This window comes from Staphylococcus caseorum (assembly GCF_049943195.1).
GTDB classification, from domain to species: domain Bacteria; phylum Bacillota; class Bacilli; order Staphylococcales; family Staphylococcaceae; genus Staphylococcus; species Staphylococcus equorum_A.
Genome location: NZ_JBNFUA010000001.1, coordinates 1,370,862 through 1,396,856, shown reverse-complemented (window position 1 = coordinate 1,396,856; position 25,995 = coordinate 1,370,862). Strand labels below are relative to the sequence as shown.

25 protein-coding genes and 1 riboswitch are annotated in these 25,995 nt (G+C 33.4%); of the genes, 17 read left to right on the top strand and 8 right to left on the bottom strand.

The window, feature by feature from the left end:
• Nucleotides 1-7: 7 nt before the first annotated feature.
• Both purH and purD read left to right on the top strand, forming a co-directional pair.
• A complete protein-coding gene (gene purH, locus ACP3TL_RS07250) occupies nucleotides 8-1,486 on the top strand; it encodes a bifunctional phosphoribosylaminoimidazolecarboxamide formyltransferase/IMP cyclohydrolase (protein ID WP_069832420.1) in 1,479 nt (492 codons plus the stop codon).
• A 23-nt stretch (nucleotides 1,487-1,509) separates the two neighbouring features.
• Complete coding sequence (purD, locus tag ACP3TL_RS07245) at nucleotides 1,510-2,748, top strand: phosphoribosylamine--glycine ligase (protein WP_069832421.1); 1,239 nt, start codon at nucleotides 1,510-1,512, stop codon at nucleotides 2,746-2,748.
• A 133-nt stretch (nucleotides 2,749-2,881) separates the two neighbouring features.
• Here purD and ACP3TL_RS07240 read toward each other — a convergent pair whose 3' ends face one another.
• The 4 genes from ACP3TL_RS07240 to graF form a co-directional block, all read right to left on the bottom strand.
• Nucleotides 2,882-3,688, bottom strand: a complete 807-nt coding sequence (locus tag ACP3TL_RS07240) for an energy-coupling factor transporter transmembrane component T family protein (protein WP_069832422.1) — start codon at nucleotides 3,686-3,688, stop codon at nucleotides 2,882-2,884.
• On the bottom strand, nucleotides 3,681-5,102 hold the full coding sequence (locus ACP3TL_RS07235; RefSeq protein ID WP_069832423.1) for an ABC transporter ATP-binding protein: 1,422 nt from the start codon (nucleotides 5,100-5,102) through the stop codon (nucleotides 3,681-3,683). Before ACP3TL_RS07235 ends, ACP3TL_RS07240 begins: the two co-directional genes overlap by 8 nt.
• Nucleotides 5,103-5,114: 12 nt before the next feature.
• A complete protein-coding gene (locus tag ACP3TL_RS07230; RefSeq protein ID WP_069832424.1) occupies nucleotides 5,115-5,690 on the bottom strand; it encodes an ECF transporter S component in 576 nt (191 codons plus the stop codon).
• Nucleotides 5,691-5,773: 83 nt separating this feature from the next.
• Nucleotides 5,774-5,875, bottom strand: a riboswitch (TPP riboswitch).
• Between the two features lie 302 nt (nucleotides 5,876-6,177).
• Nucleotides 6,178-6,312 carry a glycopeptide resistance-associated protein GraF gene (graF, locus tag ACP3TL_RS07225; protein WP_218086612.1) on the bottom strand — a complete coding sequence of 45 codons (135 nt, stop codon included), beginning with the start codon at nucleotides 6,310-6,312 and terminating at the stop codon, nucleotides 6,178-6,180.
• A gap of 255 nt (nucleotides 6,313-6,567) precedes the next feature.
• Between graF and auxA the strand changes: the two genes are divergently transcribed.
• The 5 genes from auxA to ptsP all read left to right on the top strand — a co-directional run bounded on the left by auxA (nucleotide 6,568) and on the right by ptsP (nucleotide 11,990).
• Nucleotides 6,568-7,869: a lipoteichoic acid stability factor AuxA gene (gene auxA, locus ACP3TL_RS07220; RefSeq protein ID WP_069832425.1), complete on the top strand. Its 1,302-nt coding sequence runs from the start codon at nucleotides 6,568-6,570 to the stop codon at nucleotides 7,867-7,869.
• 204 nt (nucleotides 7,870-8,073) lie between these two features.
• Entirely contained in the window at nucleotides 8,074-9,243 is a 1,170-nt protein-coding gene (locus ACP3TL_RS07215) for a class I SAM-dependent rRNA methyltransferase (protein ID WP_069832426.1), read from the top strand.
• Nucleotides 9,244-9,300: 57 nt separating this feature from the next.
• Nucleotides 9,301-9,843: a DUF697 domain-containing protein gene (locus ACP3TL_RS07210; protein WP_069832427.1), complete on the top strand. Its 543-nt coding sequence runs from the start codon at nucleotides 9,301-9,303 to the stop codon at nucleotides 9,841-9,843.
• Between the two features lie 163 nt (nucleotides 9,844-10,006).
• The gene (locus ACP3TL_RS07205; protein ID WP_069816423.1) at nucleotides 10,007-10,273 is read left to right on the top strand and encodes a phosphocarrier protein HPr; all 267 of its coding nucleotides are present in this window, start codon (nucleotides 10,007-10,009) and stop codon (nucleotides 10,271-10,273) included.
• Between the two features lies 1 nt (nucleotide 10,274).
• On the top strand, nucleotides 10,275-11,990 hold the full coding sequence (gene ptsP, locus ACP3TL_RS07200; RefSeq protein WP_069832428.1) for a phosphoenolpyruvate--protein phosphotransferase: 1,716 nt from the start codon (nucleotides 10,275-10,277) through the stop codon (nucleotides 11,988-11,990).
• A gap of 221 nt (nucleotides 11,991-12,211) precedes the next feature.
• Here the strand turns inward: ptsP and ACP3TL_RS07195 are convergent, their stop codons facing one another.
• Entirely contained in the window at nucleotides 12,212-12,442 is a 231-nt protein-coding gene (locus ACP3TL_RS07195) for a glutaredoxin family protein (protein ID WP_069832429.1), read from the bottom strand.
• 202 nt (nucleotides 12,443-12,644) lie between these two features.
• Between ACP3TL_RS07195 and ACP3TL_RS07190 the strand changes: the two genes are divergently transcribed.
• The 3 genes from ACP3TL_RS07190 (at nucleotide 12,645) to ACP3TL_RS07180 (ending at nucleotide 15,771) form a co-directional block, all read left to right on the top strand.
• A complete protein-coding gene (locus tag ACP3TL_RS07190; RefSeq protein ID WP_069816418.1) occupies nucleotides 12,645-13,997 on the top strand; it encodes a cytochrome ubiquinol oxidase subunit I in 1,353 nt (450 codons plus the stop codon).
• On the top strand, nucleotides 13,997-15,013 hold the full coding sequence (locus ACP3TL_RS07185) for a cytochrome d ubiquinol oxidase subunit II (RefSeq protein ID WP_069832430.1): 1,017 nt from the start codon (nucleotides 13,997-13,999) through the stop codon (nucleotides 15,011-15,013). The genes ACP3TL_RS07190 and ACP3TL_RS07185 overlap by 1 nt, the downstream gene beginning before the upstream one ends.
• A 98-nt stretch (nucleotides 15,014-15,111) precedes the next feature.
• Nucleotides 15,112-15,771: a potassium channel family protein gene (locus ACP3TL_RS07180; protein WP_285336732.1), complete on the top strand. Its 660-nt coding sequence runs from the start codon at nucleotides 15,112-15,114 to the stop codon at nucleotides 15,769-15,771.
• A 314-nt stretch (nucleotides 15,772-16,085) separates the two neighbouring features.
• On the opposite strand, the gene rnjA is transcribed toward ACP3TL_RS07180, so the two are convergent.
• Both rnjA and ACP3TL_RS07170 read right to left on the bottom strand, forming a co-directional pair.
• Complete coding sequence (gene rnjA, locus ACP3TL_RS07175) at nucleotides 16,086-17,882, bottom strand: ribonuclease J1 (protein WP_285325516.1); 1,797 nt, start codon at nucleotides 17,880-17,882, stop codon at nucleotides 16,086-16,088.
• Complete coding sequence (locus tag ACP3TL_RS07170; protein ID WP_002508008.1) at nucleotides 17,882-18,097, bottom strand: DNA-dependent RNA polymerase subunit epsilon; 216 nt, start codon at nucleotides 18,095-18,097, stop codon at nucleotides 17,882-17,884. Before ACP3TL_RS07170 ends, rnjA begins: the two co-directional genes overlap by 1 nt.
• 507 nt (nucleotides 18,098-18,604) lie before the next feature.
• On the opposite strand from ACP3TL_RS07170, the gene ACP3TL_RS07165 reads away from it, so the two are divergent.
• Nucleotides 18,605-18,877 carry a hypothetical protein gene (locus ACP3TL_RS07165; RefSeq protein WP_069816412.1) on the top strand — a complete coding sequence of 91 codons (273 nt, stop codon included), beginning with the start codon at nucleotides 18,605-18,607 and terminating at the stop codon, nucleotides 18,875-18,877.
• Between the two features lie 59 nt (nucleotides 18,878-18,936).
• Here ACP3TL_RS07165 and def read toward each other — a convergent pair whose 3' ends face one another.
• On the bottom strand, nucleotides 18,937-19,488 hold the full coding sequence (def, locus tag ACP3TL_RS07160) for a peptide deformylase (RefSeq protein WP_285336731.1): 552 nt from the start codon (nucleotides 19,486-19,488) through the stop codon (nucleotides 18,937-18,939).
• A 126-nt stretch (nucleotides 19,489-19,614) separates the two neighbouring features.
• On the opposite strand from def, the gene ACP3TL_RS07155 reads away from it, so the two are divergent.
• The 6 genes from ACP3TL_RS07155 (at nucleotide 19,615) to ACP3TL_RS07130 (ending at nucleotide 25,882) form a co-directional block, all read left to right on the top strand.
• Nucleotides 19,615-20,241, top strand: a complete 627-nt coding sequence (locus ACP3TL_RS07155; RefSeq protein WP_069816410.1) for a YkyA family protein — start codon at nucleotides 19,615-19,617, stop codon at nucleotides 20,239-20,241.
• A 264-nt stretch (nucleotides 20,242-20,505) separates the two neighbouring features.
• Nucleotides 20,506-21,618 (top strand): pyruvate dehydrogenase (acetyl-transferring) E1 component subunit alpha, encoded by a 1,113-nt coding sequence (gene pdhA, locus ACP3TL_RS07150; protein WP_069816408.1) that lies wholly within the window; start codon nucleotides 20,506-20,508, stop codon nucleotides 21,616-21,618.
• A 3-nt stretch (nucleotides 21,619-21,621) separates the two neighbouring features.
• On the top strand, nucleotides 21,622-22,599 hold the full coding sequence (locus tag ACP3TL_RS07145) for an alpha-ketoacid dehydrogenase subunit beta (RefSeq protein WP_057511840.1): 978 nt from the start codon (nucleotides 21,622-21,624) through the stop codon (nucleotides 22,597-22,599).
• Between the two features lie 148 nt (nucleotides 22,600-22,747).
• A complete protein-coding gene (locus ACP3TL_RS07140; protein ID WP_069832432.1) occupies nucleotides 22,748-24,043 on the top strand; it encodes a dihydrolipoamide acetyltransferase family protein in 1,296 nt (431 codons plus the stop codon).
• A gap of 3 nt (nucleotides 24,044-24,046) precedes the next feature.
• Entirely contained in the window at nucleotides 24,047-25,453 is a 1,407-nt protein-coding gene (lpdA, locus tag ACP3TL_RS07135; RefSeq protein WP_069816402.1) for a dihydrolipoyl dehydrogenase, read from the top strand.
• A 150-nt stretch (nucleotides 25,454-25,603) separates the two neighbouring features.
• Nucleotides 25,604-25,882, top strand: a complete 279-nt coding sequence (locus ACP3TL_RS07130) for a UPF0223 family protein (protein ID WP_069816400.1) — start codon at nucleotides 25,604-25,606, stop codon at nucleotides 25,880-25,882.
• Nucleotides 25,883-25,995: the final 113 nt, after the last annotated feature.

Sequence of the window (25,995 nt, the reverse complement as noted above, 5' to 3'; positions counted from 1 at the left end):
ATACAAAATGAAAAAAGCAATTTTAAGTGTGTCTAATAAAAGTGGTGTTGTGGCATTTGCCCAATCCTTAAACGAATTAGGGTATGAGTTATATTCTACAGGTGGCACGATGCAAGCTTTAGTCGAAGCGAATGTTCCAGTAAAATCAATTTCAGAATTAACACAATTTGAAGAAATTATGGATGGAAGAGTTAAAACATTACATCCATCTGTTCATGGAGGTATACTAGCTGATCGAGATAAGCCAGAACATTTGCAACAATTAAAAGCGCAGCATATTGATCTTATAGATATGGTGGTAGTTAATCTATATCCATTTAAAGAAACTGTAGCGAATCCTGATGTTACAGAAAGCGATGCAATCGAAAACATCGATATCGGTGGACCAACTATGTTACGTGCTGCAGCTAAAAACTTTAAACATGTCACGACAGTCGTACATCCAGCAGATTATAATGAAGTTATTGAAAAACTGAAAAATGACGATTTGGATGAAGCATACCGTAAGTCACTGATGATCAAAGTGTTTGATCACACAAATCAATATGATGCAGCAATTGTTGAATTCTTTAAAGATAATAAAGAAAGTCTACGCTATGGTGAAAACCCACAACAATCAGCACAGTTTGTTCGTACATCTACTGCAGCGCACACACTTGGAGGCGCCAAACAGTTACATGGTAAACAATTAAGCTATAACAATATTAAAGATGCAGATGCAGCTTTATCACTTGTTAAGCAATTTGAACAACCAGCGGCAGTAGCAGTAAAACATATGAATCCTTGTGGTGTAGGTGTTGGAGAATCAATTAATGATGCTTATCAATATGCCTTTGAAGCGGATAGTCAATCTATTTTTGGTGGAATTGTCGCTTTAAATAGATCTGTAGATAGCACGTTGGCAGAAACTTTACATGAAATATTCTTAGAAGTTATTATTGCTCCAAAATTCACACAAGAAGCATTAGACATTTTAAGTAAAAAGAAAAATATACGACTTTTAGAAATTGATATGACGATTGATAACAGTGAACAAGAAGTCGTGTCTGTTTCAGGTGGCTATTTAATACAAGATAAAGATAATGTGAAATTAACACGTGACGATATGAAAGTAGTCACAGAAGTTGAACCTACCGAAGCGCAATGGGATGCAATGTTATTAGGATGGAAAGTGGTTGCATCTGTGAAAAGTAACGCAATCATTCTCAGTAATGCGAAACAAACAGTCGGAATTGGCGCAGGACAAATGAACCGTGTTGGGTCAGCAGAAATCGCCATAGAACGTGCGATAGAAATGAATGATCAGGTTGCAATGGTATCAGATGGTTTCTTCCCAATGGATGATACAGTTGAATTAGCAGCTAAGTCAGGTATCAAAGCGATTATTCAGCCAGGCGGTTCAATTAAAGATCAAGCATCTATTGATATGGCAAATAAATATGGTATTGCAATGGTAACTACAGGCGTTCGACACTTTAAACATTAAGGGAATTGGAGGCAATAAACTTTATGAAAGTACTCGTAATTGGTGCAGGTGGCAGAGAGCACGTTATAGCGCACAAATTGAAGCAATCACCACTTGTTAATGAAATATTTGCAATCCCAGGTAATGACGCAATGTCGAATGTTGCACAGGTACATAGTGAAATAGCAGAAACAGAACATGAACAAATTGTAGCATTTGCACAACAACATGATATTACATGGGCAATCATTGGCCCTGAGCAACCTTTAACAGATGGATTAGCTGACAAATTAGAAGCTGCACAAATAAAAGTATTTGGACCTAATCGAGCAGCTGCACAAATCGAAGGTTCAAAATTATTTGCTAAAGAATTAATGAAAAAATATGGTATTCCAACTGCTGAATATACAGAAATTACAAATAAGCAAGATGCATTAGCTTATATTCAATCATGTGAGTATCCAGTTGTATTGAAAAAAGATGGGTTAGCAGCAGGTAAAGGGGTTATCATTGCGGAAAGCTATGAGGAAGCATTATCAGGTGTAGAAGAACTTTACCCGGAAGAAGAAGGCATTGTGGTTTTTGAACAATTTCTTGAGGGTGAAGAATTCTCGTTAATGACTTTCGTAAATAATGACTATGCTGTGCCATTTGATTGTATAGCGCAAGACCATAAACGGGCATTTGATGGTGACTTAGGTCCGAACACCGGAGGTATGGGTGCGTATTGTCCAGTGCCTCACATTGAGGATGCTATTATCAAACAAACAAATGAAGAAATTGCACAGCCTATTGCCAAAGCATTGGTTAGTGAAGGCTATTCATTTTTTGGTGTACTATACATTGGAGCAATTATTACTGATGAAGGACCAAAAGTAATTGAGTTTAATGCCCGTTTTGGTGATCCTGAAGCTCAAGTACTTTTAACACGTATGGAAAGTGATTTAATGCAGCATATTTTAGATTTAGAAGCTAAAAAACCAATTCATTTTCAATGGAAAGCCGATTCTGTAGTAGGCGTTATGCTTGCATCTAAAGGTTATCCAGCAAAATATGAAAAGGGTAAAACTGTTTCAGGTTTCGATTTAGATGGTCAATACTTTGTGAGTGGATTAAAAAAAGAACAAGATATATATGTGACATCTGGTGGGCGTGTTATTCTGGCCTTAGGTGAAGGCAAAGATGTTGCAAGTGCTAAAGCTAAAGCATATGAAGCGGTCGATAAAATCAAAAGCAATGCATTGTTTTATCGAAAGGACATTAGTGATAAAGCACTTAAATAACAATTAAAGTAATTTATATATAGATATTTTGAATTATATAAATTGAATAAGTTATCACAAAAGCGTTAAGACAAAGTGGTTTAAGTTTTGTCTTAACGCTTTTGTGTTTAAATTACATGGACAGTAATGTAATTTAGTAAATACTTGAAATACGCACATCATTAATTCCTGTGATTGGAACATATTGTGCTAGGAAATATGCAACAATTAAAATAGAACTTACAACTACGATTAATAAAAGATCTTTATACGAGAAAGGTGCATAATAATAGTATGTTCTAGGTCCGTCTTTAAATCCTTTCTTCTCCATAGCAACTGATAATTGATGCGCTTTTCTAATGTTTTGACTTAGTAGTGGTATTACAAGATGTTTTAAACGTTTAAAGCCTCTGTAATTACGTGAATCAATCATTTGATAGCGCATTTTCAATGATTTTCTGAGTTGAAATAATGAAGTGAACATTAAAGGAACCATTCTAATTGCTGCCATAAATGCATATGCTATTTTAGGTTTAACTTTGAGATGTTGCATAAGACTATAAAAAATCATGACGATTTGTGATGTGAAGGCAATTAAAATTCCAAAAAGAGAAATGGTTGTCGTACGCATTGCTAAGTGCAAACCACGATATAAACTTTCGGTAGTAATTTGAATAAAGCCTAATTTAAATATTGTATGTGTGCCATTACCATAGAAAATCATGAATAAAGCAGATATCAAACTAAAAATGATAGTAAAGAGTATGAAAATAAAAGTGATTTTGGATTGCAATCCATTAAATAAAAGTAGAAATATCAACATTAATAACATTATATAGAGCATGTAATCAAATTGATGTACAAAGATAACAAAGAAAAACAAAATGACTGCCATTGCTAATTTAGTAATAATGTTGACGTCGTCAACAAATGAATAGTGTTTTTTCCATATCTCAAACATAAGTATCACCCTTTAGTTCAGTTAATTGATGTTGATCGACATGAAGTCTTCGGGTTGGATACCGTGCAATAATTTCTGAATCATGCGTTACCATAACAATCGTTTGTCCATTTTGTACACGTGTTTGGAATAATTTAATAAGGTTGAATGTATTATGACTATCGAGACCAAAGGTAGGTTCATCAAGTAAAATAAAGTCAGAAGATGAACTTAGTGCAATTGCAACGCTTAGACGTCTTTTTTGACCCATAGACAGTTCATATGGATGTTGTGATTTAACTGCTTGTAAATTAAGTATTTCAAGCATATTCTGTGTTTCTCGCTCAGCTTCAACAGTTGAACGTGTTTTATTCTTATATTGAATGTAAATTTCATCATATACAGAATGAGTAATAAATTGTAATTCGGGATTTTGATAAACTAAATACATATGCTTTGCGGCAGTTTTAATTTTTGATAATGCATGATTGTTAAAATACATTTTCCCATCATATTTAATGAGTTGCATCATCGATTCTAATAAGGAAGTTTTGCCGCTACCATTCGAGCCGGTGATGGTAATCCATTCACCAGCACAAATGTTTAATTCTGATATGTTAATCAGTTGCTGTTTACCTCGTTTAATCAAGCCGTTTTTAAATTTAAAGGTATCATCTGATTGTTGCGTAGTTGAAACATGTTGTGTTTTTAATGATGGTGGGGCGGATTGCCAAGCATTAGGATGCCACACACCATATTCCGTTAATAGATGCTCATAGTCATGCAATATCTTATTAGGAGGTGCATCGGCTATTATGGCACCATCATAATTTAATAGAATGACACGATCAACATGTTGCCAAATATGTTCTACTTTGTGCTCTACAATTAATACAGTTTGGTCATGCCACAATGCTTTTATTTTTTGCCATAAATCCGCAGTTGCATCCACATCTAGCATTGCTGTTGGTTCATCTAAGAATAGGGTGTTTGCTTGTTGTAACAAAGTTTCTGCAATTGCTAATTTTTGTTTCATTCCACCGCTTAATTGATTAATATGTTGATTTTCATCGACATTTAAATCTACTGCTGCTAAGGCAGATTGAATACGGCTTTCCATTTCATCGCGTGGTACACGCAAGTTTTCTAAAACAAAAGCGAGTTCCTCATATACTTTAGGCATACAAAATTGAGTGTCTGGATCTTGAAAAATAAAGCCACAATCCTCATCAATTTGTAATTCATCATATTTCATAGGTAAATCTATAAGATTAGGAACGATACCACTTAAAACGTTTAATAACGTACTTTTACCTGAACCAGAAGGACCTAAGAGCAATACTTTTTCTTTGTCTTTTATATGAAGGGTTAAATTATCAAATATTTTATTATGACCGTTAGGGTATTTTAAACGTAAATTTTTTGTGACTATCAAGTTTATTGCTCCTTATAAATTGTCGTAATCGCTCTGAGTTGCAGGTCTGAATAATTTAGTGACACCAGTTTGATCTAAGGCTTTCACAATATAGTAAGATAAAAGGCCTGCTACGACAATTCCACTTATAAGTCTAAATACTATATATAATGTAAGGTTCCAACCAGCTATTTCACCGAGATAACCATAAGCAAAATCTAATGGCAATGTTGATACTGAAGCCAAGAAACCGGCTAACATTGCAACCATTGCTGAGCGAGATTTATATCTGAAAAGCGCAAAGATGAGTTCACATGCTAATCCTTGTATTAAAGCATAAACCATTGTAGCAATATCAAAACGGCCCATGACAATCGTTTCACCAGCACCTGCAGCAAATTCGGCTAAAATAGCGATACCTGCTTTAGGAATAATAAGATAAGCTACAATAGCTGCCATAAACCAGGCACCGTAAGTTAGTTCTTCAAAATGAAGCCCTGTAACTTGTAGTGCTTTATAGACAAAATTCCAAATGTTATAAATGACAGCGAAAACTACTGCTATTAATACAGTTACTAGTATCTCAGAAAGTTTTAATCCTTTTGACATATATACTCCTCCTATATAAAAAAACGCACAACCTTCTAGAAAGGTGCGCGTTAAATACAGGCATACGGATACCATCTTTTAATAAGTATCGCAGTACACTTTCCTACGCTAGTTTAATCTAGATCAGGTTCAAAGGGTTTGAGGGTATACCTCATCTCAGTCACTAAACACCCCTAGTGCGAATGATTATTTAATTTAACTCTAATGTATGATTTTTAATCATTTCTGTCAAGGTTGTAAATGAAGTTAATCAAAAATATTATGTATTTCAAGATATATTTAGCCTTCTACTATATTAAAATAGCTATATGTTTCATGTTAGGCGGAAAGTGAGGGAATATGGCAGAAAACTAAAAAAAGAGCGAAACAGCAATCAAAAATTTGATTCTGCATTTTCGCTCCCACAAAGTAGAATAGCTATCAAATAGCTACTACTAGTATAATAATTAAGCCAGACACAGGTATTTATGTCTAAGTGATACTTTTATCAATCAAAAGTATCTTGAATATTTTTTTGCGTTTCTTCGCTATTTTTTTCAGATGAATTTTTTTCATCTTTTAATTTATCTTCAGTTTCTTTAGCTTTTTCAGCTGCTTTTTTATTTAATTCTTCTTTGCTCATAAACAAAACACTCCTTCATGTTTAATCATCTATACAACCTAAATACCACGAAGAGCAAAGGGCTAAACAAAAGTACTTAAAAAATGGAGGAGAAAACTGTAAAATTAAAAGTAATATTAAATAAATTGTTTAGAGTAAAGGTATATGTGGAAATTTGACTATACAACTAATTTATATCATACTATAGACTTATTTATTGAGATTATTAAAGACAAGAGCTAAATGTTAATATATAATAACTTTGAGGTGAATGGTATGTCTTTTATGAAGAAACACGCTGAGATATTATATAGTTATATTATAGGCATCGTTTCGCTTTTCACAGGTCTCATCATTTTAATTAATTTACCAATGATTCATAAATTAAATGGCAAAGGTAAAATTGATTTACACATTCATAATGTATGGGATTTTATAAACGCATTTTTTGCTGAAATAATTAGGGTAATGAGCAATTACATAGGGAATTTTCCAGTAGTTAGCGCCATTTTAATAATTATATTTGGCATTGGATTAATTATGCTAGGAATTACTTTATTTAGAACAACACGATATGACTACGATATTTCAATATTCTTTTTAGTTATTGGTATTCTCTTCTTTATCATAACGCTAATCTTGATGACCCAAGTTTATAGTTTTTTCGCTATTATTTTCGTAATACCATTTGTGATTCACATTGGTTATATCGTTTATAAAGATGAGTTAAATAAAGAACATAGAAAATATCATTATTTATGGATTATTTTCAGTTATGGGTTTAGTTATTTGATAACACAATTGGTGTTATATGGAAGAATTGAGAGTGATGAAATTATACCAATTGACATCTTAAGCGTTAACACATTTTTCATAATTATGTGGTTACTGGGACAAATGTCAATTTGGAATTTCTTATTCTTAAGAAGATCATTACCATTAACAAAACAGGAATTAGGCGAAGAAGAACCAGAATTATCTAGAACGAGTAAAGACACTGTAACGAACCAAACGATGGAACGTTGGAAAACTTTACAAGACAAAACGACAGAATTTACGCGTAAGACTCGTAGAAGTGTAGATATTCAGAAAGCAAGAGATAAGAAAGATAAATTTATTGAAAAATGGAAGAATATTATTGATATACAAGAAGATGATGTTCCAAATTGGATGAAGAAACCAAAATGGATTAAACCTAGTTATGTAGAATTATTTTGTGGCGCGGTTTTATTATTCTTCACATTAATTGAATTTAATAATAGAAATTCATTATTTGTTTCTGGTAATTGGGAGATTGGCCAAACGCAATATGTCATTGAATGGATAACGTTGTTCATCTTAATGATTATCATCATTATTTATATTTTAACGACATTGACGAATTATTTGAAAGGTCGATTTTATTATCTACAATTATTTATGGTAAGTTTATTATTCTTTAAATTATTTACTGAATTTATGAATATTATGGTTCACGGATTATTACTTTCAATATTCATTACACCGATTTTAGTTATGATGTTAATTGCAGTTGTAGTAGCGTTTATAATTAAATTACGAGAACCTTCTAGAGATTAAAAACTTAATAATGTTGTTTAACGAACCTATCTTCCAATCGGTTGGAAGATAGGTTTTTTTATTAAGAAAGTTTAAGAATGACAAATACTTAGTCAAAACGTTTGAGTTAAATGAATATTAATGATGTTACGATGTACTTGAAATGATAAAATAGGTAAGCGAGAGATAAATATAAAAAAATAGTAGAAAGGCTGACATAATTTTATGAAAACTGCCACATTAAATAGAGGTAAAGAAACAAAATATTTAAATGAATATCCATTGGTAAGTGAAGATGATATTTACGCACATGATCACTTACATGAAGGAGATTTATTTCAGCTACTAAATGATAAAGACCAGTATATTGCAACTGCGTACGTTGGACGTCAACATAAAGGCATCGGTTGGGTATTGAGTTACTCACGTGATGAAGTGGTTAATACACAATTTTTTGAAAAATTATTTAATACTGCGAAAAAAGAACGTGAATATTTTTATAATGTAGAGGGCACAAATGCATTTAGAGTATTTAACGGCGAAGGTGATGGTGTTGGTGGTCTCACAATCGACAACTACAATGGTCATTACTTAGTTCAATGGTATTCTAAAGGAATCTATAAGTTCCGTTATAATATTTTGAGTGCACTGAAAGCAATATTCGGTTATACGTCAATTTTTGAAAAATTACGTTTTAAAGATGCCGCTGTAGAAGGTGGCTTCGTTGACGGAGATGCACCAGAATTTCCAATTGTCATCGAAGAAAACTTCACATTTTACAATGTACATTTAAACGATGGACCTATGACAGGTATCTTTTTAGATCAAAGAGAAGTAAGAAAGAAATTAAAAGAGCAATACGCGCAAGATAAAAATTTACTGAATTTATTCAGTTATACAGGGGCATTCTCAGTTGTAGCTGCAGATAATGCAGAGATGACAACAAGTGTTGATTTAGCTAACCGCTCTCGTGCGCTTACTGAAAGTAATTTCGGTTTAAATTCTATAGACCCGGCGTCACAATATATTTATGTTATGGATACTTTTAATTTCTATAATTATGCACGTCGTCATGATTTCTTCTACGATACAATTGTGATTGATCCACCAAGTTTTGCGAGAAACAAGAAAAAAACATTTTCTGTCTTAAAAGACTACGATAAATTAATCGTTGGTGCACTGGATATACTAGGTCCTGAAGGTACATTACTATTATGTACAAACAACAGTACATTTTCATTAAAAGCATTTAAAAATGTAGTTACGGAAACGTTAACTAAAGAAGAAGTGGACTTTGAAATCATTGATGTCATGGGCTTACCAAAAGATTTTAAAACGCATGCACACTACAAACCTTCAAAATATTTAAAAGCGATTTTTGTAAAAATACAGTAAAGTGTGAAAAAACGGGTATTATTCTTAGTGTATAGAAATTACTAAGGAGTGAATATAATGAGTTTTAAAAATAAAATCACAAATAACGTTACACAAAAAGTAGGAAACAAAGTTTTAAATATAGAAGATATAAAAAATAAAGGTAGTATACCAACAACATATAACGAAATTGAAGAGCGTCGCCAACGTGCAGAGGCTTTAGTGAGAAAAAAATCAATGTTATCATCTGGCGTAAGTGTAGTACCTATTCCAGGTTTAGGCTTCAGTGTAGATATTAAACTTATGAAAGATGTTATTGAGGACGTAAATAAAATTTATGGTCTTGATCATAAACAAGTTAATACAATGGGAGACGACATGAAAGAACGTGTGCTTACTACGGCGGCAATTCAAGGTAGCCAATTTATTGGTAAAAAAGTATCAAGTGCTATCCTCAAAGTAGTTATTCGTGATGTAGCGAAACGTACTGCAGCAAAACAAACGAAATGGTTCCCAGTAGTAGGTCAAGCAATCACTGCTTCTATAAGTTATTATTTCATGAAAAAAATAGGCAATGATCATATCCAAAAATGTGAAAAAGTTGTTAAATCACTCGTGTAAAACTACAGCGTTTTCACAAATTGTTAAATAATCGCTGAATATTGTCATGACATGGGTGCAAGGAATTGAATTTATATATATAATTTGGTAATCTTATTATATAAAATTATGTTAGGTTTTATAATAAACTAACGATTCTAACTATACGAAGGAGAAATAAATTATGGAACAAAAATCATATGTAATTATCGATGAAACAGGTATTCACGCTCGTCCAGCGACAATGCTTGTTCAAACTGCCTCAAAATTTGATTCAGATATTCAATTAGAATATAACGGTAAAAAAGTTAACTTGAAATCAATCATGGGTGTTATGAGTTTAGGTGTAGGTAAAGATGCTGAAATCACTATCTACGCTGATGGTAGCGATGAAAAAGACGCAATCGAAGCAATCACTGAGATTTTATCTAAAGAAGGATTAACTAAATAATATGTCTAACTATATAAATGGTATTGCTGCATCTGATGGTGTAGCGATTGCCAAAGCATATTTATTAGTTGAACCAGATCTTTCATATAATAGTGAAAAGATTACAGATATCGACGCTGAAATTGCTAAGTTCAATGATGCCATCGAAACATCTAAAGTTGAATTAACAAAAATAAGAAATAACGCTGAAAAAAATCTAGGTGCTGATAAAGCAGCAATTTTTGATGCTCATTTATTAGTTTTAGATGATCCAGAGTTAATTCAACCGATTGAAGACAAGATTAAAAATGACCAAGTTAACGCACCAACTGCATTATCTGAAGTAACTGGACAATTCATTACTATATTTGAAAATATGGATAATGAATACATGAAAGAACGTGCTGCTGATATCCGTGACGTTTCTAAACGTGTGTTAGCACATATTTTAGGTGTAGAGTTACCAAACCCAAGTATCATTGATGAAAGCGTTGTTATAATCGGAAACGATTTAACACCTTCAGATACTGCTCAGTTAAATAAAGAATTCGTGCAAGGCTTTGTAACAAATATTGGTGGAAGAACATCACACTCAGCAATTATGAGCCGTTCTTTAGAGATTCCTGCAGTTGTAGGTACAAAATCTATTACTAAAGACGTTAAACAAGGCGATATAATTATCGTTGATGGATTAACTGGTGAAGTAATTATTGATCCTACAGATGATGAAGTGATCGCTTATGAAAATAAACGTGAACGTTTCTTCGAAGATAAAAAAGAATTACAAAAATTGCGCAATGAAGAAACAAAAACAATTGACGGTAAACATGCTGAATTAGCTGCAAACATCGGTACACCTAATGATTTAAAAGGTGTTATTGAAAATGGTGCAGAAGGTATTGGTTTATATCGTACGGAATTTTTATATATGGGTAGAGATGAAATGCCTACTGAAGATGAACAATTCGAAGCCTATAAAAAAGTTTTAGAAACGATGGAAGATAAACGTGTTGTTGTACGTACATTAGATATCGGTGGCGATAAAGAGTTACCATATTTGAATCTACCTGAAGAAATGAATCCATTCTTAGGTTATCGTGCGATTCGTTTATGTTTAGACCAACCTGATATTTTCAGACCGCAACTTCGTGCATTATTACGTGCATCTGTTTACGGTAAATTAAATATCATGTTCCCAATGGTTGCAACAATCAATGAGTTCCGTGATGCTAAAGCATTATTACTTGAAGAAAAAGAAAACTTAAAACAAGAAGGTACAGAAGTTTCTGATGATATTGAATTAGGTATCATGGTTGAAATTCCTTCAACTGCTGCATTAGCAGATGTCTTCGCAAAAGAAGTTGACTTCTTCAGTATTGGAACGAATGATTTAATTCAATATACAATGGCGGCTGACCGCATGTCTGAACGCGTTTCATACTTGTATCAACCATACAATCCTTCAATTTTACGTTTAGTAAAACAAGTGATCGAAGCATCACATAAAGAAGGTAAATGGACTGGTATGTGTGGCGAAATGGCAGGCGACGAAATCGCTATTCCATTACTATTAGGCTTAGGATTAGATGAATTCTCAATGAGTGCTACATCAGTACTTAAAGCGCGTCGTCAAATCAAAGGTTTAAGCCAAAATGAAATGGAAGAATTGTCACAAAGAGCAATTAATTGTGCAACTTCTGAAGAAGTACAAGAACTAGTTGAGCAATATGCTAAATAATAAATAATAATTGAACATTTGAGTTCGAAAAAAGCTGATAGACCACTTATAGTGGCGCTATCAGCTTTTTTATTTTGCTATGAATTAAAAAAATTAAGAATTAATGTAGTAAGTCATTGCATGTTGTTAAACAGTAACTTTGTAATAACACTAAAAATCATATAGTTTAGAAAGTGAAAGATTTACTCATTCAAATGTAGGATAGCTACATTGTTTGATGATTATTCTATATTTAAAGTACGGTTGATTTTATCAATATCAATTTGGTACATCGGCTCATTATTCAACAAGATAAAAGGTGTGGCGAAAGCATCATAGTCTATCATTTCATTTCTATATTTGGAATTTGAGATGTTTTTTTCGCTATATGACACGCCTTTATCTGACAAATAGTTTTTAATAAAAGTACAAGGTGGGCATTCATTTTGCGTATAAATAATTATTTGATCCATTAAAACTCATCCTTCCTATTTTAAATTCGATATACTTTAATATAAGAAACTTTTTAAATTATTACAAATCTTTGACTTACATGCAAGTGGTCATTAATTTGTCACTATATTTTGAACGCAACTTATTTCAATACAACGTAAAGTAGTTTATAATGAATAAACGTTGTGATTTTTGTCACAAATAAATAAAAAAGGTGATATTATGGATTCAGTTGAATTAGCCCGTTTTTTAACTGCGATGACACTCGCGGTTCATATCATATTCGCAACGATTGGTGTGGGCGTGCCATTAATGTTTGCTGTTGCTGAATTTTTAGGTATAAAAAGAAATGATCCAAAATATATAACATTAGCCAAAAGATGGTCTAAAGGATATACCATTACGGTAGCTGTTGGTGTTGTGACAGGTACAATTATTGGACTGCAATTATCACTATTATGGCCAACATTTATGCAAATGGGTGGTCACGTTATTGCATTACCATTATTTATGGAAACATTTGCTTTCTTCTTTGAAGCAATTTTCTTAAGTATTTATTTATATACATGGGATAGATTTAAGAGTAAATGGACCCATTTCCTTATTAGTATTCCCGTCATTATAGGTGGTACATTCTCAGCATTTTTCATTACAGCGGTCAATTCATTTATGAATACACCAGCTGGCTTCGATATGAAAGATGGAAAAATGGTTAACGTCCAACCTTGGGCAGCAATGTTTAACGAATCGTTCTTAATTAGATCGTTCCACGTTGTTGCTACAGCACTTATGACGATGGCATTTGTACTTGCTGCAATTGCTGCATTTAAATTATTGAAAAACAAATTCAAGAAAGATACAGAATATCATAAAAAAGCATTGAAACTAACAATGATTCTTGGCGTAGTATTTACTTTAGGTTCTATGTTAGCTGGAGATTTATCAGCTAAGTTTCTACATCAAGAGCAACCAGAAAAACTTGCTGCTTATGAATGGCACTTTGAAACAGAGTCCAATGCAGATTTAATATTCTTTGGTAGTTTAGATGAAGAAACACAAGAAGTATCAGGTGCCATAAAAATACCTGGTATACTCAGTTTCTTGGCTGACAATAATACAAATACTGAAGTAAAAGGATTAAATGAGTTTCCAGAAGAACTGCATCCACCGATGATTGTACACTATTACTTTGATATTATGGTTTCTATGGGTGTTTTCTGCTTAATCGTATCAGGCGCGTTTATATTAACGCTTATATTTAAGAAATTACGCAAATTCACTTATTCAAAACCAATATTGTATGGTGCATTATTAACTGGACCAGCAGCAATGATTGCAATTGAAGCTGGTTGGTTCTTAACTGAACAAGGTCGTCAACCATGGTTGGTTCGTGGTTACCTTAAAGTAGCTGATGCTGCAACTCAAGCAGGTGGTTTAACACTCGTGACAATATTATTCGGTATCTTATATATGATTTTAATCGTGACTACCGCATATGTATTAATTCGTATGTTCAGAAATAAACCAGCATATAAAGATGTAGAAGAAAATACACCAGAAAGAGGTGATGAGTAATGATATTTGCTTATATAGGTATTACAGTACTTGGAATATTTTTATTCTCTTATATTATTATCGCCTCTATTGATTTTGGCGCTGGGTTCTTTACACTTCACGCAAAAGTAACTAAACAAGATAAACAAATTAACCATTTAATAGGTCGTTATTTAAATCCTGTGTGGGAAGTAACAAACGTTTTCTTTGTATTCTTTTTCGTTGGCATCGTAGGATTTTTCCCTGATGCGGCAAAATATTTTGGTACGGTACTACTCGTACCGGCTTCAATAGCATTAATATTACTAACAATTAGAGGTAGCTTTTACGCATTTGAAAATTATGGACCTGATTCAAAACTCATTTGGTTAGCAATGTACGGCCTGTCAGGATTGTTTATTCCAGCAGCGCTTGCTACAACGTTAACAATATCAGAAGGGGGCTTTATTACAGGTTCAGGTGATAATATAGATTTGGACTGGATTGAATTAGCCTTGAGTCCTTATTCATGGTCTGTCGTATTCTTAGCTGTTATATCAGTGCTATACATTTCTTCAGGCTTCCTTACGTACTATGCTTCAAAAGCTAAAGATAAACCAGCATATGATTTATTAAGATATTGGTTCTTGTTCTGGGGACCACCGATGATTGCAATTTCATTATTCGTATTTGTATCGTTAAGACTACAAAACGAAGCGCATTTCTTAAGCGCAGTAACTGATTATTGGTGGATGTTCCTACTAAGCTTTATAAGCTTTATAGGTGTTATGGTACTTACGTTAATGAAAAAATGGCACGGATTTGCATTTATCCTTGTTATACTACAAATGGGATTTGCATTTTTCGGATATGGTGCCAGCAAAATGCCATACATTCTATACCCATATGTTCGTATAGATGAAGGCGTTGTTAATAGTAGCATGGCCATTGCTTTAATTATTGCATTTGTTTTAGGTTTACTTTTACTCATTCCATCGTTAATATTATTATTAAGATTATTTGTTTTCGACAAAGATTATGTTGAAGGAAAAAAATAAATTAATTTTTTAAAATGAGGTATTGATAGTTATTCACTAGTTCGTCTTGACTGATGAATAGCTATCTTATCCGTGATTTTTTAAATTGGAGGACGCATATGGACAAAGAGTATGTGGTTATCGGCTTAGGTCGATTCGGTGGCAGTATAGTAAGAGAACTTAACGCATTAGATATGGATGTTATGGCAATTGATATGAATGAAGCACGTGTAAACGAATATAGTGATATTGCGACACATGCTGTCATTGCTGACACAACAGATGAAGCTGTTATGAAAAGTTTAGGTATCAGAAATTTTGATCATGTCATCGTAGCTATAGGTGAGAATATACAATCAAGCACGTTAACAACCTTAATTTTAAAAGAGTTAGGTGTAAAAAAAGTAACAGCTAAAGCGCAAAATGATTATCACGCAAAAATTTTAAATAAAATTGGCGCGGATACGGTTGTTCACCCTGAAAGAGATATGGGAAGAAGAATTGCTCACAATGTCGCAAGTGCAAGTGTGTTAGATTATTTAGAACTTGCAGATGAACATTCAATTGTAGAGATTAAAGCGAGCGAAAAAATGGCTGGCCAAACCATTATAGAATTAGGTATTCGAGCACAATTCGGGATAAGTATTATTGCTATAAAAAGAGGTAAAGAAATATTAGTTTCTCCTGACCCTAATATTAGTATTGAAATCGGTGATATATTAATTATGATAGGGCATGATAATGACTTAAATCGTTTTGAGAAAAAAGTGGTTCGATAAATGAGTAATATTGAAGAAGTCTCCAAAACAGGAGGCTTCTTTTTTATATCCAATTCAGTTGCAGAATCATTAAAATACTATTAATTAAACGAGGTATGTTAATCAATGGTAAAAGACTTAAAATACCATCTTAAGCAGTAGAAATTATAGAATTCCTTTTACATTGCAAAATAATCAATTTATATAAAATAGATTAGTCATAGCAAAACAGCCCACACAATGTTTTGACAATGTGTGGACTGTTTTATAATACCTATGATTCAGATGATTGATTTGTTTCATCTTTTTTAGGTTTAGGTTTTGGATTGTTGTTATTATTGTTTTTTTTTCTTGTCTTGATTGTTAGGTTTTGGATTTTTTGTTGGTGCTTTCGTGTTGTTGTTTTTAGGTTTATCATTTTTAGGGCTAGGTTTCTTAGCAAATGATTGATTGTTATCTTCATTTACTTTCATAATGACTGGTAAGATCATTGGTTTACGTGCAGTCTTTTCAAATAGATAAGGCTGTAACGTTTCAATGATTGATGATTTAATTTGATGCCATTGAATCTCTGGATTTTGATTTAATTTTGAAATAACATCCGTTTTGATTCTACGTTGTGCATCATAAATCAATTGTCCAGATTCACGCATGTATACGAAACCACGTGAGATAATATCAGGTCCAGAAAGTAGTTTATTTGTTTTGAAGTCTATACTTACAACGACAATCACTAAACCTTCTTCTGATAATAGTTTACGATCACGAATGACTACATTACCGATATCGCCAATACCACTACCATCAACTAATACATTACCTGATGGAATTCTACCAGCTTTTCTAGCAGAGTCATGTGTCAATGCTAAGACATCACCAATATCAAAGATAAACACATTGTCTGGTTCAACGCCACACTCAATACCTGATTGACCGTGTGCTTTTAGCATACGATATTCACCATGGATTGGTAAAAAGAACTTAGGACGTAACAGACGTAACATTAATTGTTGATCACCTTTAGAACCATGACCAGAAGTGTGAATATTAGATACTTTATTATGAATAACTTCAGCACCAGCGCGATAAAGTGAATTTATTGTGCGGTTAATACTTTTCGTATTACCTGGAATAGGTGAAGAACTAAATACAACTGTATCTTCAGGGATGATTTTAATTTGTTTATGTGTACCGTTGGCAATTCTAGATAATGCTGCCATTGGTTCACCTTGAGAACCTGTACATAGAATCAATAATTCATGCTTAGGCACGGTATTGATTTTATTTGGCTCAACAAACGTTTCTGGTGGTGCTTTGATATAGCCTAATTCCATACCAATCTTAATGTTGTTTTCCATTGAACGACCAAATGTAACAATTTTACGATTGTGTTTAATTGCAGCTTCAACTGCTTGTTGCACACGGTAAATGTTTGATGCAAATGTAGCAAATATGATTCGACCTTTACAATCATGGAATATCTTTTCAACATTTTGACCAACTTCACGTTCACTTAGCGTAAAGTCTGGTACAAGTGAATTAGTAGAGTCAGAAAGCAAACAAAGTACGCCTTCTTCACCTAATTTTGCCATTTTAGCTATATTTGCAGGTTCACCAACTGGTGTGAAATCAAATTTGAAGTCACCCGTATGCACAATATTTCCTTCTGGCGTGTTAACGATAACACCATATGCTTCTGGAATACTATGTGTAGTTAGATAGAATGAAACTTCAAAATGCTTAGATTTTATGACACTGCTTTCATCAATTTCAATAAGTTCTGCAGTTCTTAATAAATGATGTTCTTCTAATTTATTTCTGATTAAACCTAAAGCTAATGGTCCACCATATATAGGCACATTAATTTGCTTTAATAGGTAGGGCACACCACCTATATGGTCCTCATGTCCGTGAGTGATAAACAGACCAACAATTTTATCTTGGTTCTGTTCTAAATAAGTAATATCAGGAATGACATAGTCGATACCTAATAAATTATCATCAGGGAATTTGATACCTGCATCGATAATAACGATTTCGTCCTGATACTCAACGGCATAAGTATTTTTACCAATTTCGCCTAAGCCACCAAGCGCATAAACCGCAACTTCATTTTTGTGAATTTGTTTCATTATTCAGCTTGCTCCACATTGAAGTGATCTGATTGTTTTTCGTATTCTAAATGTGCGCCCTCTAATTTAGTAATAAATTCAATGTTAAAGTTACGATCCTTTAAATATCTTCTTACTTGTTCTTCTGTTTGTCCTTCAACGTAAATTGTTTGTGTGTGTTCACGTACTATTACTTCTTCTTTTGTTTTTTGAAAAAAAACTTTAAATACTGCCATTTTATATATTTCCTCCTAAAATCATGTTTGATTTTTAATTTTGTATAGTAAAACCCTAGTAATATAAAAGTGTTAAGTATCCATTGGTTATTTGAAATTAACTGCACTTCTAATTATGCATGGACACTGATACTGTATATAAATAGAACATACTAGTTTTTTTGCCCAGTATGTTTCTAGGGAGATCTTCAGTTCGTTCGTTTAGAAAACTACAAACACTATGTTTCATATGTTTTCAGTTATTTCTCATTTTACATGATGTAGTAGAATAAATAAAGCAGTTTTATCTTTAGTGCCTCTTTTAATAAGTACAAATAATTTCATTTTTATTATAATTAATATTTAATCCGCAAATTCAAATCTTTAGTTATGTAAAATACTGCAATAAATCATCATAAAACTTGAGTGTGCGTTGAAAGTTAATTATGATGAAAGAGAGTTATTATTTAATATTGCACAGAGTAATATATTAAATATAGAAACGATAGATGGGTAAGGGTGATAGAAATGGATCGAGTGAAAAGAATTATAGAAGATGTTAAAAAAGAAAAAAATCGAAACGATAAAATATTTCAAGATATCACTTTTGAAATCCGTACAGAACAAGTAATCATGTTTTTTAATTATAATGAAATAATTGATACTGTAAATGGTGATCAAAATTACGTTAAACATAATCATGACCCAGAATTTATAGACATTAAAGAATTAAACGACTTAAAGACAGAACTCAAAAAATTAGATATACCATTTACTGAACGAAGAGATGACTTTATGTAAAAAATGCCGTTAGCTTTGAGAAATCCTCAATGTGCTAACGGCATATTATTTTTAATAGCTTAAACTTCTACTGCATCTTCATGTGGCGTAAGTGGGTTGTTTGGATCAATATGATCATAAAACATTACGCCATTTATATGGTCTATCTCATGTTGAGCGACAACAGCTGGGTAACCTTTTAAACGTAATTTCACGTCATTACCATCTATATCTGTAGCTTTTACCGTGATTCGATATTTACGGTGGACGAGTCCTGGAATATTTTCATCTACGCTTAAACAACCTTCGCCAGTTGGTAAATAAGCTTCTTGAACGCTGTGGCTCATGATTTTAGGGTTAACTAATGCTAAATCATAACTTTTGCCATCACCATCATCTGGTAAATAAACTGCTATCATTTTTTTGGCAATATTAATTTGTGGAGCAGCAAGTCCAACTCCTGAGCGAAGTCCATACTTATTAGCTGTTTCCTCATCCTGGCTATTAATTAAAAATTCGCGCATAGCTTTTAAAGTTTCACGATCTTCGTCAGAAAGCGGTATTGTTACATCTTTTGCTTTTTCACGAAGTGTGGGGTGACCATCTCGGATAATATCTTTCATTGTTATCATTTTGTTCATACACCTTCCTTAATATAAAATATACCAAAGTTTAACGCTTAAAATACAGTGATACATTTGATTTCTTATAAAATATTATATAATATAACACACAAATAAAGGAGGATTTCTCAAAAAATGAAATTAAAGTATAGCATCGGTGCGATACTCGCTTCTACAATGTTAGTAGCGGGGTGTACAACAGACAAAGGTGAAATAGAAGATTATAACGAAAAAGTACAAAAAGCATTTGATGAAGAGAAACCTGTATCTTCAGTAGGGAAGAAATTAAATAGTCTTGAACAAGACAAGCAAAAATTAGTTGAGCAAATTAATGGTAAGGACCAAGCAGAAGTGAAAGATACTTCGAAAAAAGTCGTGGACAATGTTGAAGAAAGAGAAAAAACATTTAAAAAAGAAGAGGAAGCTTTAGATAACTCAGAAAAAGCATTTAAAAAAGCTGAAAAGCATGTTGATAATATAAGCGATGAAGATAAGAAAAAAGAAGTGACACAATTGAACCAAGCGCTTAAAGATAAATACAAAGCACATGATGAATACGCCAAAGCATATAAAAATATTTTGAATAAGGAAAAAGATATGTTTGGTTATACTTCGGGTGACGAAGTGAGTCAAGAGCAAATAGACAATAAAGCAGAAGCGGTTTCGAAATCATATAAAAATATGAATAAATCATTTGAAAAATACTCAGATGCAATGAATAAAGTGAACAAAGAAAAAGAAGATGTAGACAATCTTTCTTAAATTTAAAAGCGATAAATTTGAATTTTAAAAAGCTACGTTATAGCATATGATATGAGGGCGCTTACAATTTTAAGGGAATTACTTTATAGTGACTCGGTTTTGGAGTAGTACAGCGCTATGAAAAACAGTGGTACAGATTAAAAACTGTACTTGTCTTAAGTATTACAGAACTTTTTCAAATTATTTAACAGTGTAACAGTTTTGTGGTACAATATTGAAGGATAAAATAAGTTTCTATTATACGGGAAAGGTATGGTGAATTGAATGGCTCCGAAATTGAAAGCCCAATTCGATGCAGAGAAAGTATTGAAAGATACTGAATCTCAATTTGAAATGATCCAAATCTTGGATGAAGATGGTAACATCGTTAATGAAGATCTAGTACCAGATTTATCAGACGAGCAATTAGTTGAATTAATGGAGAGAATGGTTTGGACACGTATTCTTGACCAACGTTCTATTTCATTAAACAGACAAGGGAGATTAGGTTTCTATGCTCCTACAGCAGGACAAGAAGCTTCGCAATTAGCTTCACAATACGCTTTAGAACAAGAAGATTTTATATTACCAGGTTACCGTGATGTTCCACAATTAATCTGGCAAGGCTTACCTTTAACTGAAGCCTTCTTATTCTCAAGAGGACACTTTAAAGGTAATCAAATGCCTGAAGGCGTTAACGCATTAAGCCCACAAATTATTATCGGTGCACAGTATGTTCAAACTGCTGGTGTAGCGCTTGGTATTAAAAAACGTGGTAAAAGTGCTGTAGCAATTACTTATACTGGTGATGGTGGTTCGTCACAAGGTGATTTCTACGAAGGTATTAACTTTGCTTCTGCATATAAAGCACCTGCAATTTTCGTTATACAAAATAACAACTATGCGATTTCAACGCCACGTAGCAAGCAAACTGCTGCTACTACATTAGCTCAAAAAGCTATTGCAGTTGGTATCCCAGGTATTCAAGTTGATGGTATGGATGCTTTAGCAGTATACCAAGCAACTAAAGAAGCGCGTGATCGAGCTGTTAATGGTGAAGGTCCAACTTTAATTGAAACAATCACTTATCGTTATGGTCCACATACTATGGCTGGAGATGACCCAACGAAATACAGAACATCTGATGAAGATTCTGAATGGGAGAAAAAGGATCCATTAGTTCGTTTCAGAAAATATCTTGAAAATAAAGGTTTATGGACTGGCGATAAAGAAAATGAAGTTATCGAACGTGCAAAATCTGAAATTAAAGTTGCTATTAAAGAGGCAGATAATACTGAAAAACAAAAAGTTACTGACTTGATGGAAAACATGTATGAAGAAATGCCTCCACATTTAGCAGAGCAATATGAAATCTATAAAGAGAAGGAGTCGAAGTAACCGATGGCACAAATGACAATGGTTCAAGCGATTAACAACGCGCTTAAAACCGAATTACAAAACGATGAAAATGTTTTACTTTTCGGTGAAGACGTCGGTGTTAACGGTGGTGTTTTCCGTGTAACTGAAGGTTTACAAAAAGAATTCGGTGAAGACCGTGTATTTGATACACCTTTAGCTGAATCTGGTATTGGTGGTCTAGCTTTAGGCTTATCTACTCAAGGATACCGTCCAGTAATGGAAGTACAATTCTTAGGATTTGTATTTGAAGTATTCGACTCTATAGCAGGACAAATTGCGCGTACGCGTTTCCGTTCTGGTAACTCTAAACAATCACCTGTTACTGTTCGTGCACCATTTGGTGGTGGCGTTCATACACCAGAATTGCATGCTGACAACTTAGAAGGTCTTTTAGCTCAATCACCAGGTTTACACGTTGTAATTCCGTCTAATCCGTATGATGCTAAAGGATTATTAATCTCAGCAATCAGAAGTAATGACCCAGTTGTATATTTAGAACATATGAAATTATACCGCTCTTTCCGTGATGAAGTACCTGAAGAAGAGTACACAATTGAAATTGGTAAAGCAAGCGTGAAACAAGAAGGTAATGACATTACGCTTATTGCATATGGTGCAATGGTACAAGAGTCATTAAAAGCAGCAGAAGAGTTAGAAAAAGATGGTTATTCAGTCGAAGTTATTGACTTACGTACAGTTCAACCAATCGATATCGAAACACTTGTTGCTTCAGTAGAAAAAACAGGACGTGCTGTAGTAATACAAGAAGCGCAACGTCAAGCTGGTGTTGGAGCACAAGTTGTTTCTGAATTAGCAGAACGCTCTATTCTTTCATTAGAAGCGCCAATCGCTCGTGTTGCAGCGGCAGATACAGTTTATCCGTTTACACAAGCTGAAAATGTTTGGTTACCAAACAAAAACGACATCATTGAAAAAGCGAAAGAAACTTTAGAATTTTAATATATATTTAATGAAGTAGGATGATATCAGTTTAGTTGATACACCTACTTCATCTAAATTTATATTTATAGCATGAGATAGTGACTTAATTGTTCATCGCTCAATTTCTAATTTTTGACTTAATATGAATTTTTAGGAGGATAATAACGTGGCATTTGAATTTAAATTACCCGACATTGGTGAAGGTATCCACGAAGGTGAAATTGTAAAATGGTTTATTAAATCTGGAGATACAATTGAAGAGGACGATATTTTAGCTGAGGTACAAAACGATAAATCAGTTGTTGAAATCCCATCACCTGTTTCAGGTACTATTGAAGAAGTACTAGTAGATGAAGGTACTGTAGCAGTTGTTGGTGACACAATCGTAAAAATCGATTCACCAGATGCAGAAGAAATGCAATTCAAAGGTAGTGAAAGTGACGATTCAGCAAGTGAAGAAACAGAAGCACCTGCAGAAGAAAGCACTAAAGAAGAAGCACCTGCACAAGCTTCTAAAGACGAAGAAATAGATGAAAGCAAACGCGTTAAAGCAATGCCTTCAGTTCGTAAATATGCTCGTGATAATGGCGTTAACATTAAAGCTGTTTCAGGTTCAGGTAAAAATGGCCGTACAACTAAAGAAGATGTGGACGCTTACTTAAATGGTGGCGGAGAAGCAGCTTCAAATGAAAGTGCAGCTACAACAACTGAAGAAACTTCAAGTGCAGCACAATCAGCACCAGTTTCTACAGAAGGCGAATTCCCAGAAACAACTGAGAAAATACCTGCAATGCGTAAAGCAATTGGTAAAGCAATGGTTAACTCAAAACACACTGCGCCTCACGTAACATTAATGGATGAAATTGATGTTCAAGAATTATGGGATCACCGTAAAAAATTCAAAGAAGTTGCAGCTGAACAAGGTACTAAATTAACTTTCTTACCTTATGTTGTTAAAGCACTTGTTTCTGCACTTAAAAAATATCCAGCGCTTAACACTTCATTTAACGAAGATGCTGGCGAGATTGTACACAAACATTACTGGAACATCGGTATTGCTGCAGACACTGACAGAGGATTATTAGTTCCTGTTGTTAAACATGCAGACCGTAAATCAATGTTCAGCATCTCAGACGAAATTAACGAACTTGCTGTTAAAGCACGTGACGGAAAATTAGCTGCAGATGAAATGAAACATGCTACATGTACGATTAGTAATATTGGTTCTGCTGGTGGACAATGGTTCACTCCAGTAATCAATCACCCAGAAGTAGCTATATTAGGCATTGGCCGTATTGCACAAAAACCAATTGTTAAAGATGGAGAAATAATAGCTGCACCAGTATTATCATTATCATTAAGCTTTGACCACAGACAAATTGATGGTGCTACTGGCCAAAATGCTATGAATCATATCAAACGTTTATTGAATAATCCAGAATTATTATTAATGGAGGGGTAAAATATGGTAGTTGGAGATTTCCCAATTGAAACAGACACTATTGTAATCGGAGCAGGACCAGGAGGCTATGTTGCAGCAATTCGTGCAGCACAGTTAGGTCAAAAAGTAACAATCGTTGAAAAAGGCACATTAGGTGGCGTATGTCTTAATGTTGGATGTATTCCTTCTAAAGCATTGTTACACGCTTCACACCGTTATGATGAAACTAAGAACTCAGAAAATTTAGGTGTTATTGCTGAAAGTGTTTCACTTAATTTTAATAAAGTTCAAGAATTCAAACAATCAGTAGTTGAAAAATTAACTGGTGGCGTTGAAGGATTGTTAAAAGGTAATAAAGTAGAAATCGTTAAAGGCGAAGCTTACTTTGTTGATAACAATAGCTTACGTGTTATGGATGAGAAAAGTGCTCAAACATATAACTTTAAAAACGCGATTATTGCAACTGGTTCAAGACCAATTGAAATCCCTAACTTCGAGTTTGGAAATCGTGTAATTGATTCATCTGGCGCTCTAAATTTACAAGAAGTTCCTGGTAAATTAGTAGTTGTTGGTGGCGGTTATATTGGTTCTGAACTTGGAACTGCTTTTGCAAACTTTGGTTCAGAAGTTACTATTTTAGAAGGCGCTAAAGATATCTTAGGCGGTTTTGAAAAACAAATGACGCAACCTGTTAAAAAAGGTATGAAAGAAAAAGGCGTTGACATTGTAACTGAAGCTATGGCTAAATCTGCTGAAGAAACTGAAAACGGCGTTAAAGTAACTTACGAAGTAAACGGCGAAGAACAAACAATCGATGCTGATTATGTATTAGTTACTGTAGGTCGTCGTCCTAACACTGATGAATTAGGCTTAGAAGAATTAGGTCTTAAATTTGCAGAACGTGGATTAATCGAAGTAGACAAACAGAGCCGTACTTCAATTGAAAACATTTTTGCAATTGGTGATATCGTTCCTGGTTTACCACTTGCGCATAAAGCAAGCTATGAAGCTAAAGTAGCAGCTGAAGTAATCTCTGGTGAAGCATCAGAAGTAGATTACATCGGTATGCCTGCTGTATGTTTCACTGAGCCAGAACTTGCTCAAGTAGGTTATACAGAAGCTCAAGCTAAAGAAGAAGGATTAAAAATTACTGCTTCTAAATTCCCTTATGCAGCTAACGGCCGTGCGTTATCATTAGATGACACTACTGGTTTTGTTAAACTTATTACGCTTAAAGAAGATAATACATTAGTAGGTGCTCAAGTAGTTGGTACTGGCGCTTCTGATATTATTTCTGAGTTAGGTTTAGCAATCGAAGCTGGAATGAATGCTGAAGATTTAGCATTAACTGTACATGCTCACCCAACATTAGGTGAAATGTCTATGGAAGCTGCTGAAAAAGCTATAGGTTTACCAGTACACACAATGTAATTTCATTGTTGTAACAGATATAACGATAGCCTTGTGGGGGCGGGAATACGAAATCAAATTTTGATTTCTGTCCCGCTCCCTTTTTTATTTTAAAATGTAACATCTAAAAGAAACTAAAATATTTGATAAAAAAGTAGGAGGGATACTTATATGGAGTATCAATATCCGATAGATCTTGAGTGGTCAAATGATGAAATGATGCAAGTTGTATCATTTTTCAATGCTGTAGAATCTTTTTATGAATCAGAAGTAGAAGGTAAATTATTATTAGATCGCTACAGACAATTCAAAACAATTGTTCCTGGAAAAGCAGAAGAAAAACAGATTTTTAAAGAATTCGAAAAAAGTAGTGGATATAATAGTTACCAAGCAGTAAAAACAGTTCAAACTGACAACAGTCAAAAGTTTTTTAGTGCAACTAAAAAATAACTATTGTTATATAAGCTATATTCTGATATTTTTATTAAGCATTAAATAAAACGTTTGATAAAAGTAAACAGTATATAGCTTTTTTATTTTTGCGAAATTTTAGTGTAGTGCAC

Coding starts and splice junctions, on each gene's coding strand:
- ACP3TL_RS07165 (WP_069816412.1), top strand. CDS start 18,605: ATGGATCGAGTGAAAAGAATTATAGAAGATGTTAAAAAAGAAAAAAAT.
- graF (WP_218086612.1), bottom strand. CDS start 6,312: ATGAGCAAAGAAGAATTAAATAAAAAAGCAGCTGAAAAAGCTAAAGAA.
- auxA (WP_069832425.1), top strand. CDS start 6,568: ATGTCTTTTATGAAGAAACACGCTGAGATATTATATAGTTATATTATA.
- lpdA (WP_069816402.1), top strand. CDS start 24,047: ATGGTAGTTGGAGATTTCCCAATTGAAACAGACACTATTGTAATCGGA.
- ACP3TL_RS07170 (WP_002508008.1), bottom strand. CDS start 18,097: ATGGCAGTATTTAAAGTTTTTTTTCAAAAAACAAAAGAAGAAGTAATA.
- rnjA (WP_285325516.1), bottom strand. CDS start 17,882: ATGAAACAAATTCACAAAAATGAAGTTGCGGTTTATGCGCTTGGTGGC.
- ACP3TL_RS07145 (WP_057511840.1), top strand. CDS start 21,622: ATGGCACAAATGACAATGGTTCAAGCGATTAACAACGCGCTTAAAACC.
- pdhA (WP_069816408.1), top strand. CDS start 20,506: ATGGCTCCGAAATTGAAAGCCCAATTCGATGCAGAGAAAGTATTGAAA.
- ACP3TL_RS07130 (WP_069816400.1), top strand. CDS start 25,604: ATGGAGTATCAATATCCGATAGATCTTGAGTGGTCAAATGATGAAATG.
- ACP3TL_RS07195 (WP_069832429.1), bottom strand. CDS start 12,442: ATGGATCAAATAATTATTTATACGCAAAATGAATGCCCACCTTGTACT.
- ACP3TL_RS07240 (WP_069832422.1), bottom strand. CDS start 3,688: ATGTTTGAGATATGGAAAAAACACTATTCATTTGTTGACGACGTCAAC.
- def (WP_285336731.1), bottom strand. CDS start 19,488: ATGATAACAATGAAAGATATTATCCGAGATGGTCACCCCACACTTCGT.
- purD (WP_069832421.1), top strand. CDS start 1,510: ATGAAAGTACTCGTAATTGGTGCAGGTGGCAGAGAGCACGTTATAGCG.
- ACP3TL_RS07190 (WP_069816418.1), top strand. CDS start 12,645: ATGGATTCAGTTGAATTAGCCCGTTTTTTAACTGCGATGACACTCGCG.
- purH (WP_069832420.1), top strand. CDS start 8: ATGAAAAAAGCAATTTTAAGTGTGTCTAATAAAAGTGGTGTTGTGGCA.
- ACP3TL_RS07210 (WP_069832427.1), top strand. CDS start 9,301: ATGAGTTTTAAAAATAAAATCACAAATAACGTTACACAAAAAGTAGGA.
- ACP3TL_RS07205 (WP_069816423.1), top strand. CDS start 10,007: ATGGAACAAAAATCATATGTAATTATCGATGAAACAGGTATTCACGCT.
- ACP3TL_RS07230 (WP_069832424.1), bottom strand. CDS start 5,690: ATGTCAAAAGGATTAAAACTTTCTGAGATACTAGTAACTGTATTAATA.
- ACP3TL_RS07185 (WP_069832430.1), top strand. CDS start 13,997: ATGATATTTGCTTATATAGGTATTACAGTACTTGGAATATTTTTATTC.
- ACP3TL_RS07155 (WP_069816410.1), top strand. CDS start 19,615: ATGAAATTAAAGTATAGCATCGGTGCGATACTCGCTTCTACAATGTTA.
- ptsP (WP_069832428.1), top strand. CDS start 10,275: ATGTCTAACTATATAAATGGTATTGCTGCATCTGATGGTGTAGCGATT.
- ACP3TL_RS07215 (WP_069832426.1), top strand. CDS start 8,074: ATGAAAACTGCCACATTAAATAGAGGTAAAGAAACAAAATATTTAAAT.
- ACP3TL_RS07180 (WP_285336732.1), top strand. CDS start 15,112: ATGGACAAAGAGTATGTGGTTATCGGCTTAGGTCGATTCGGTGGCAGT.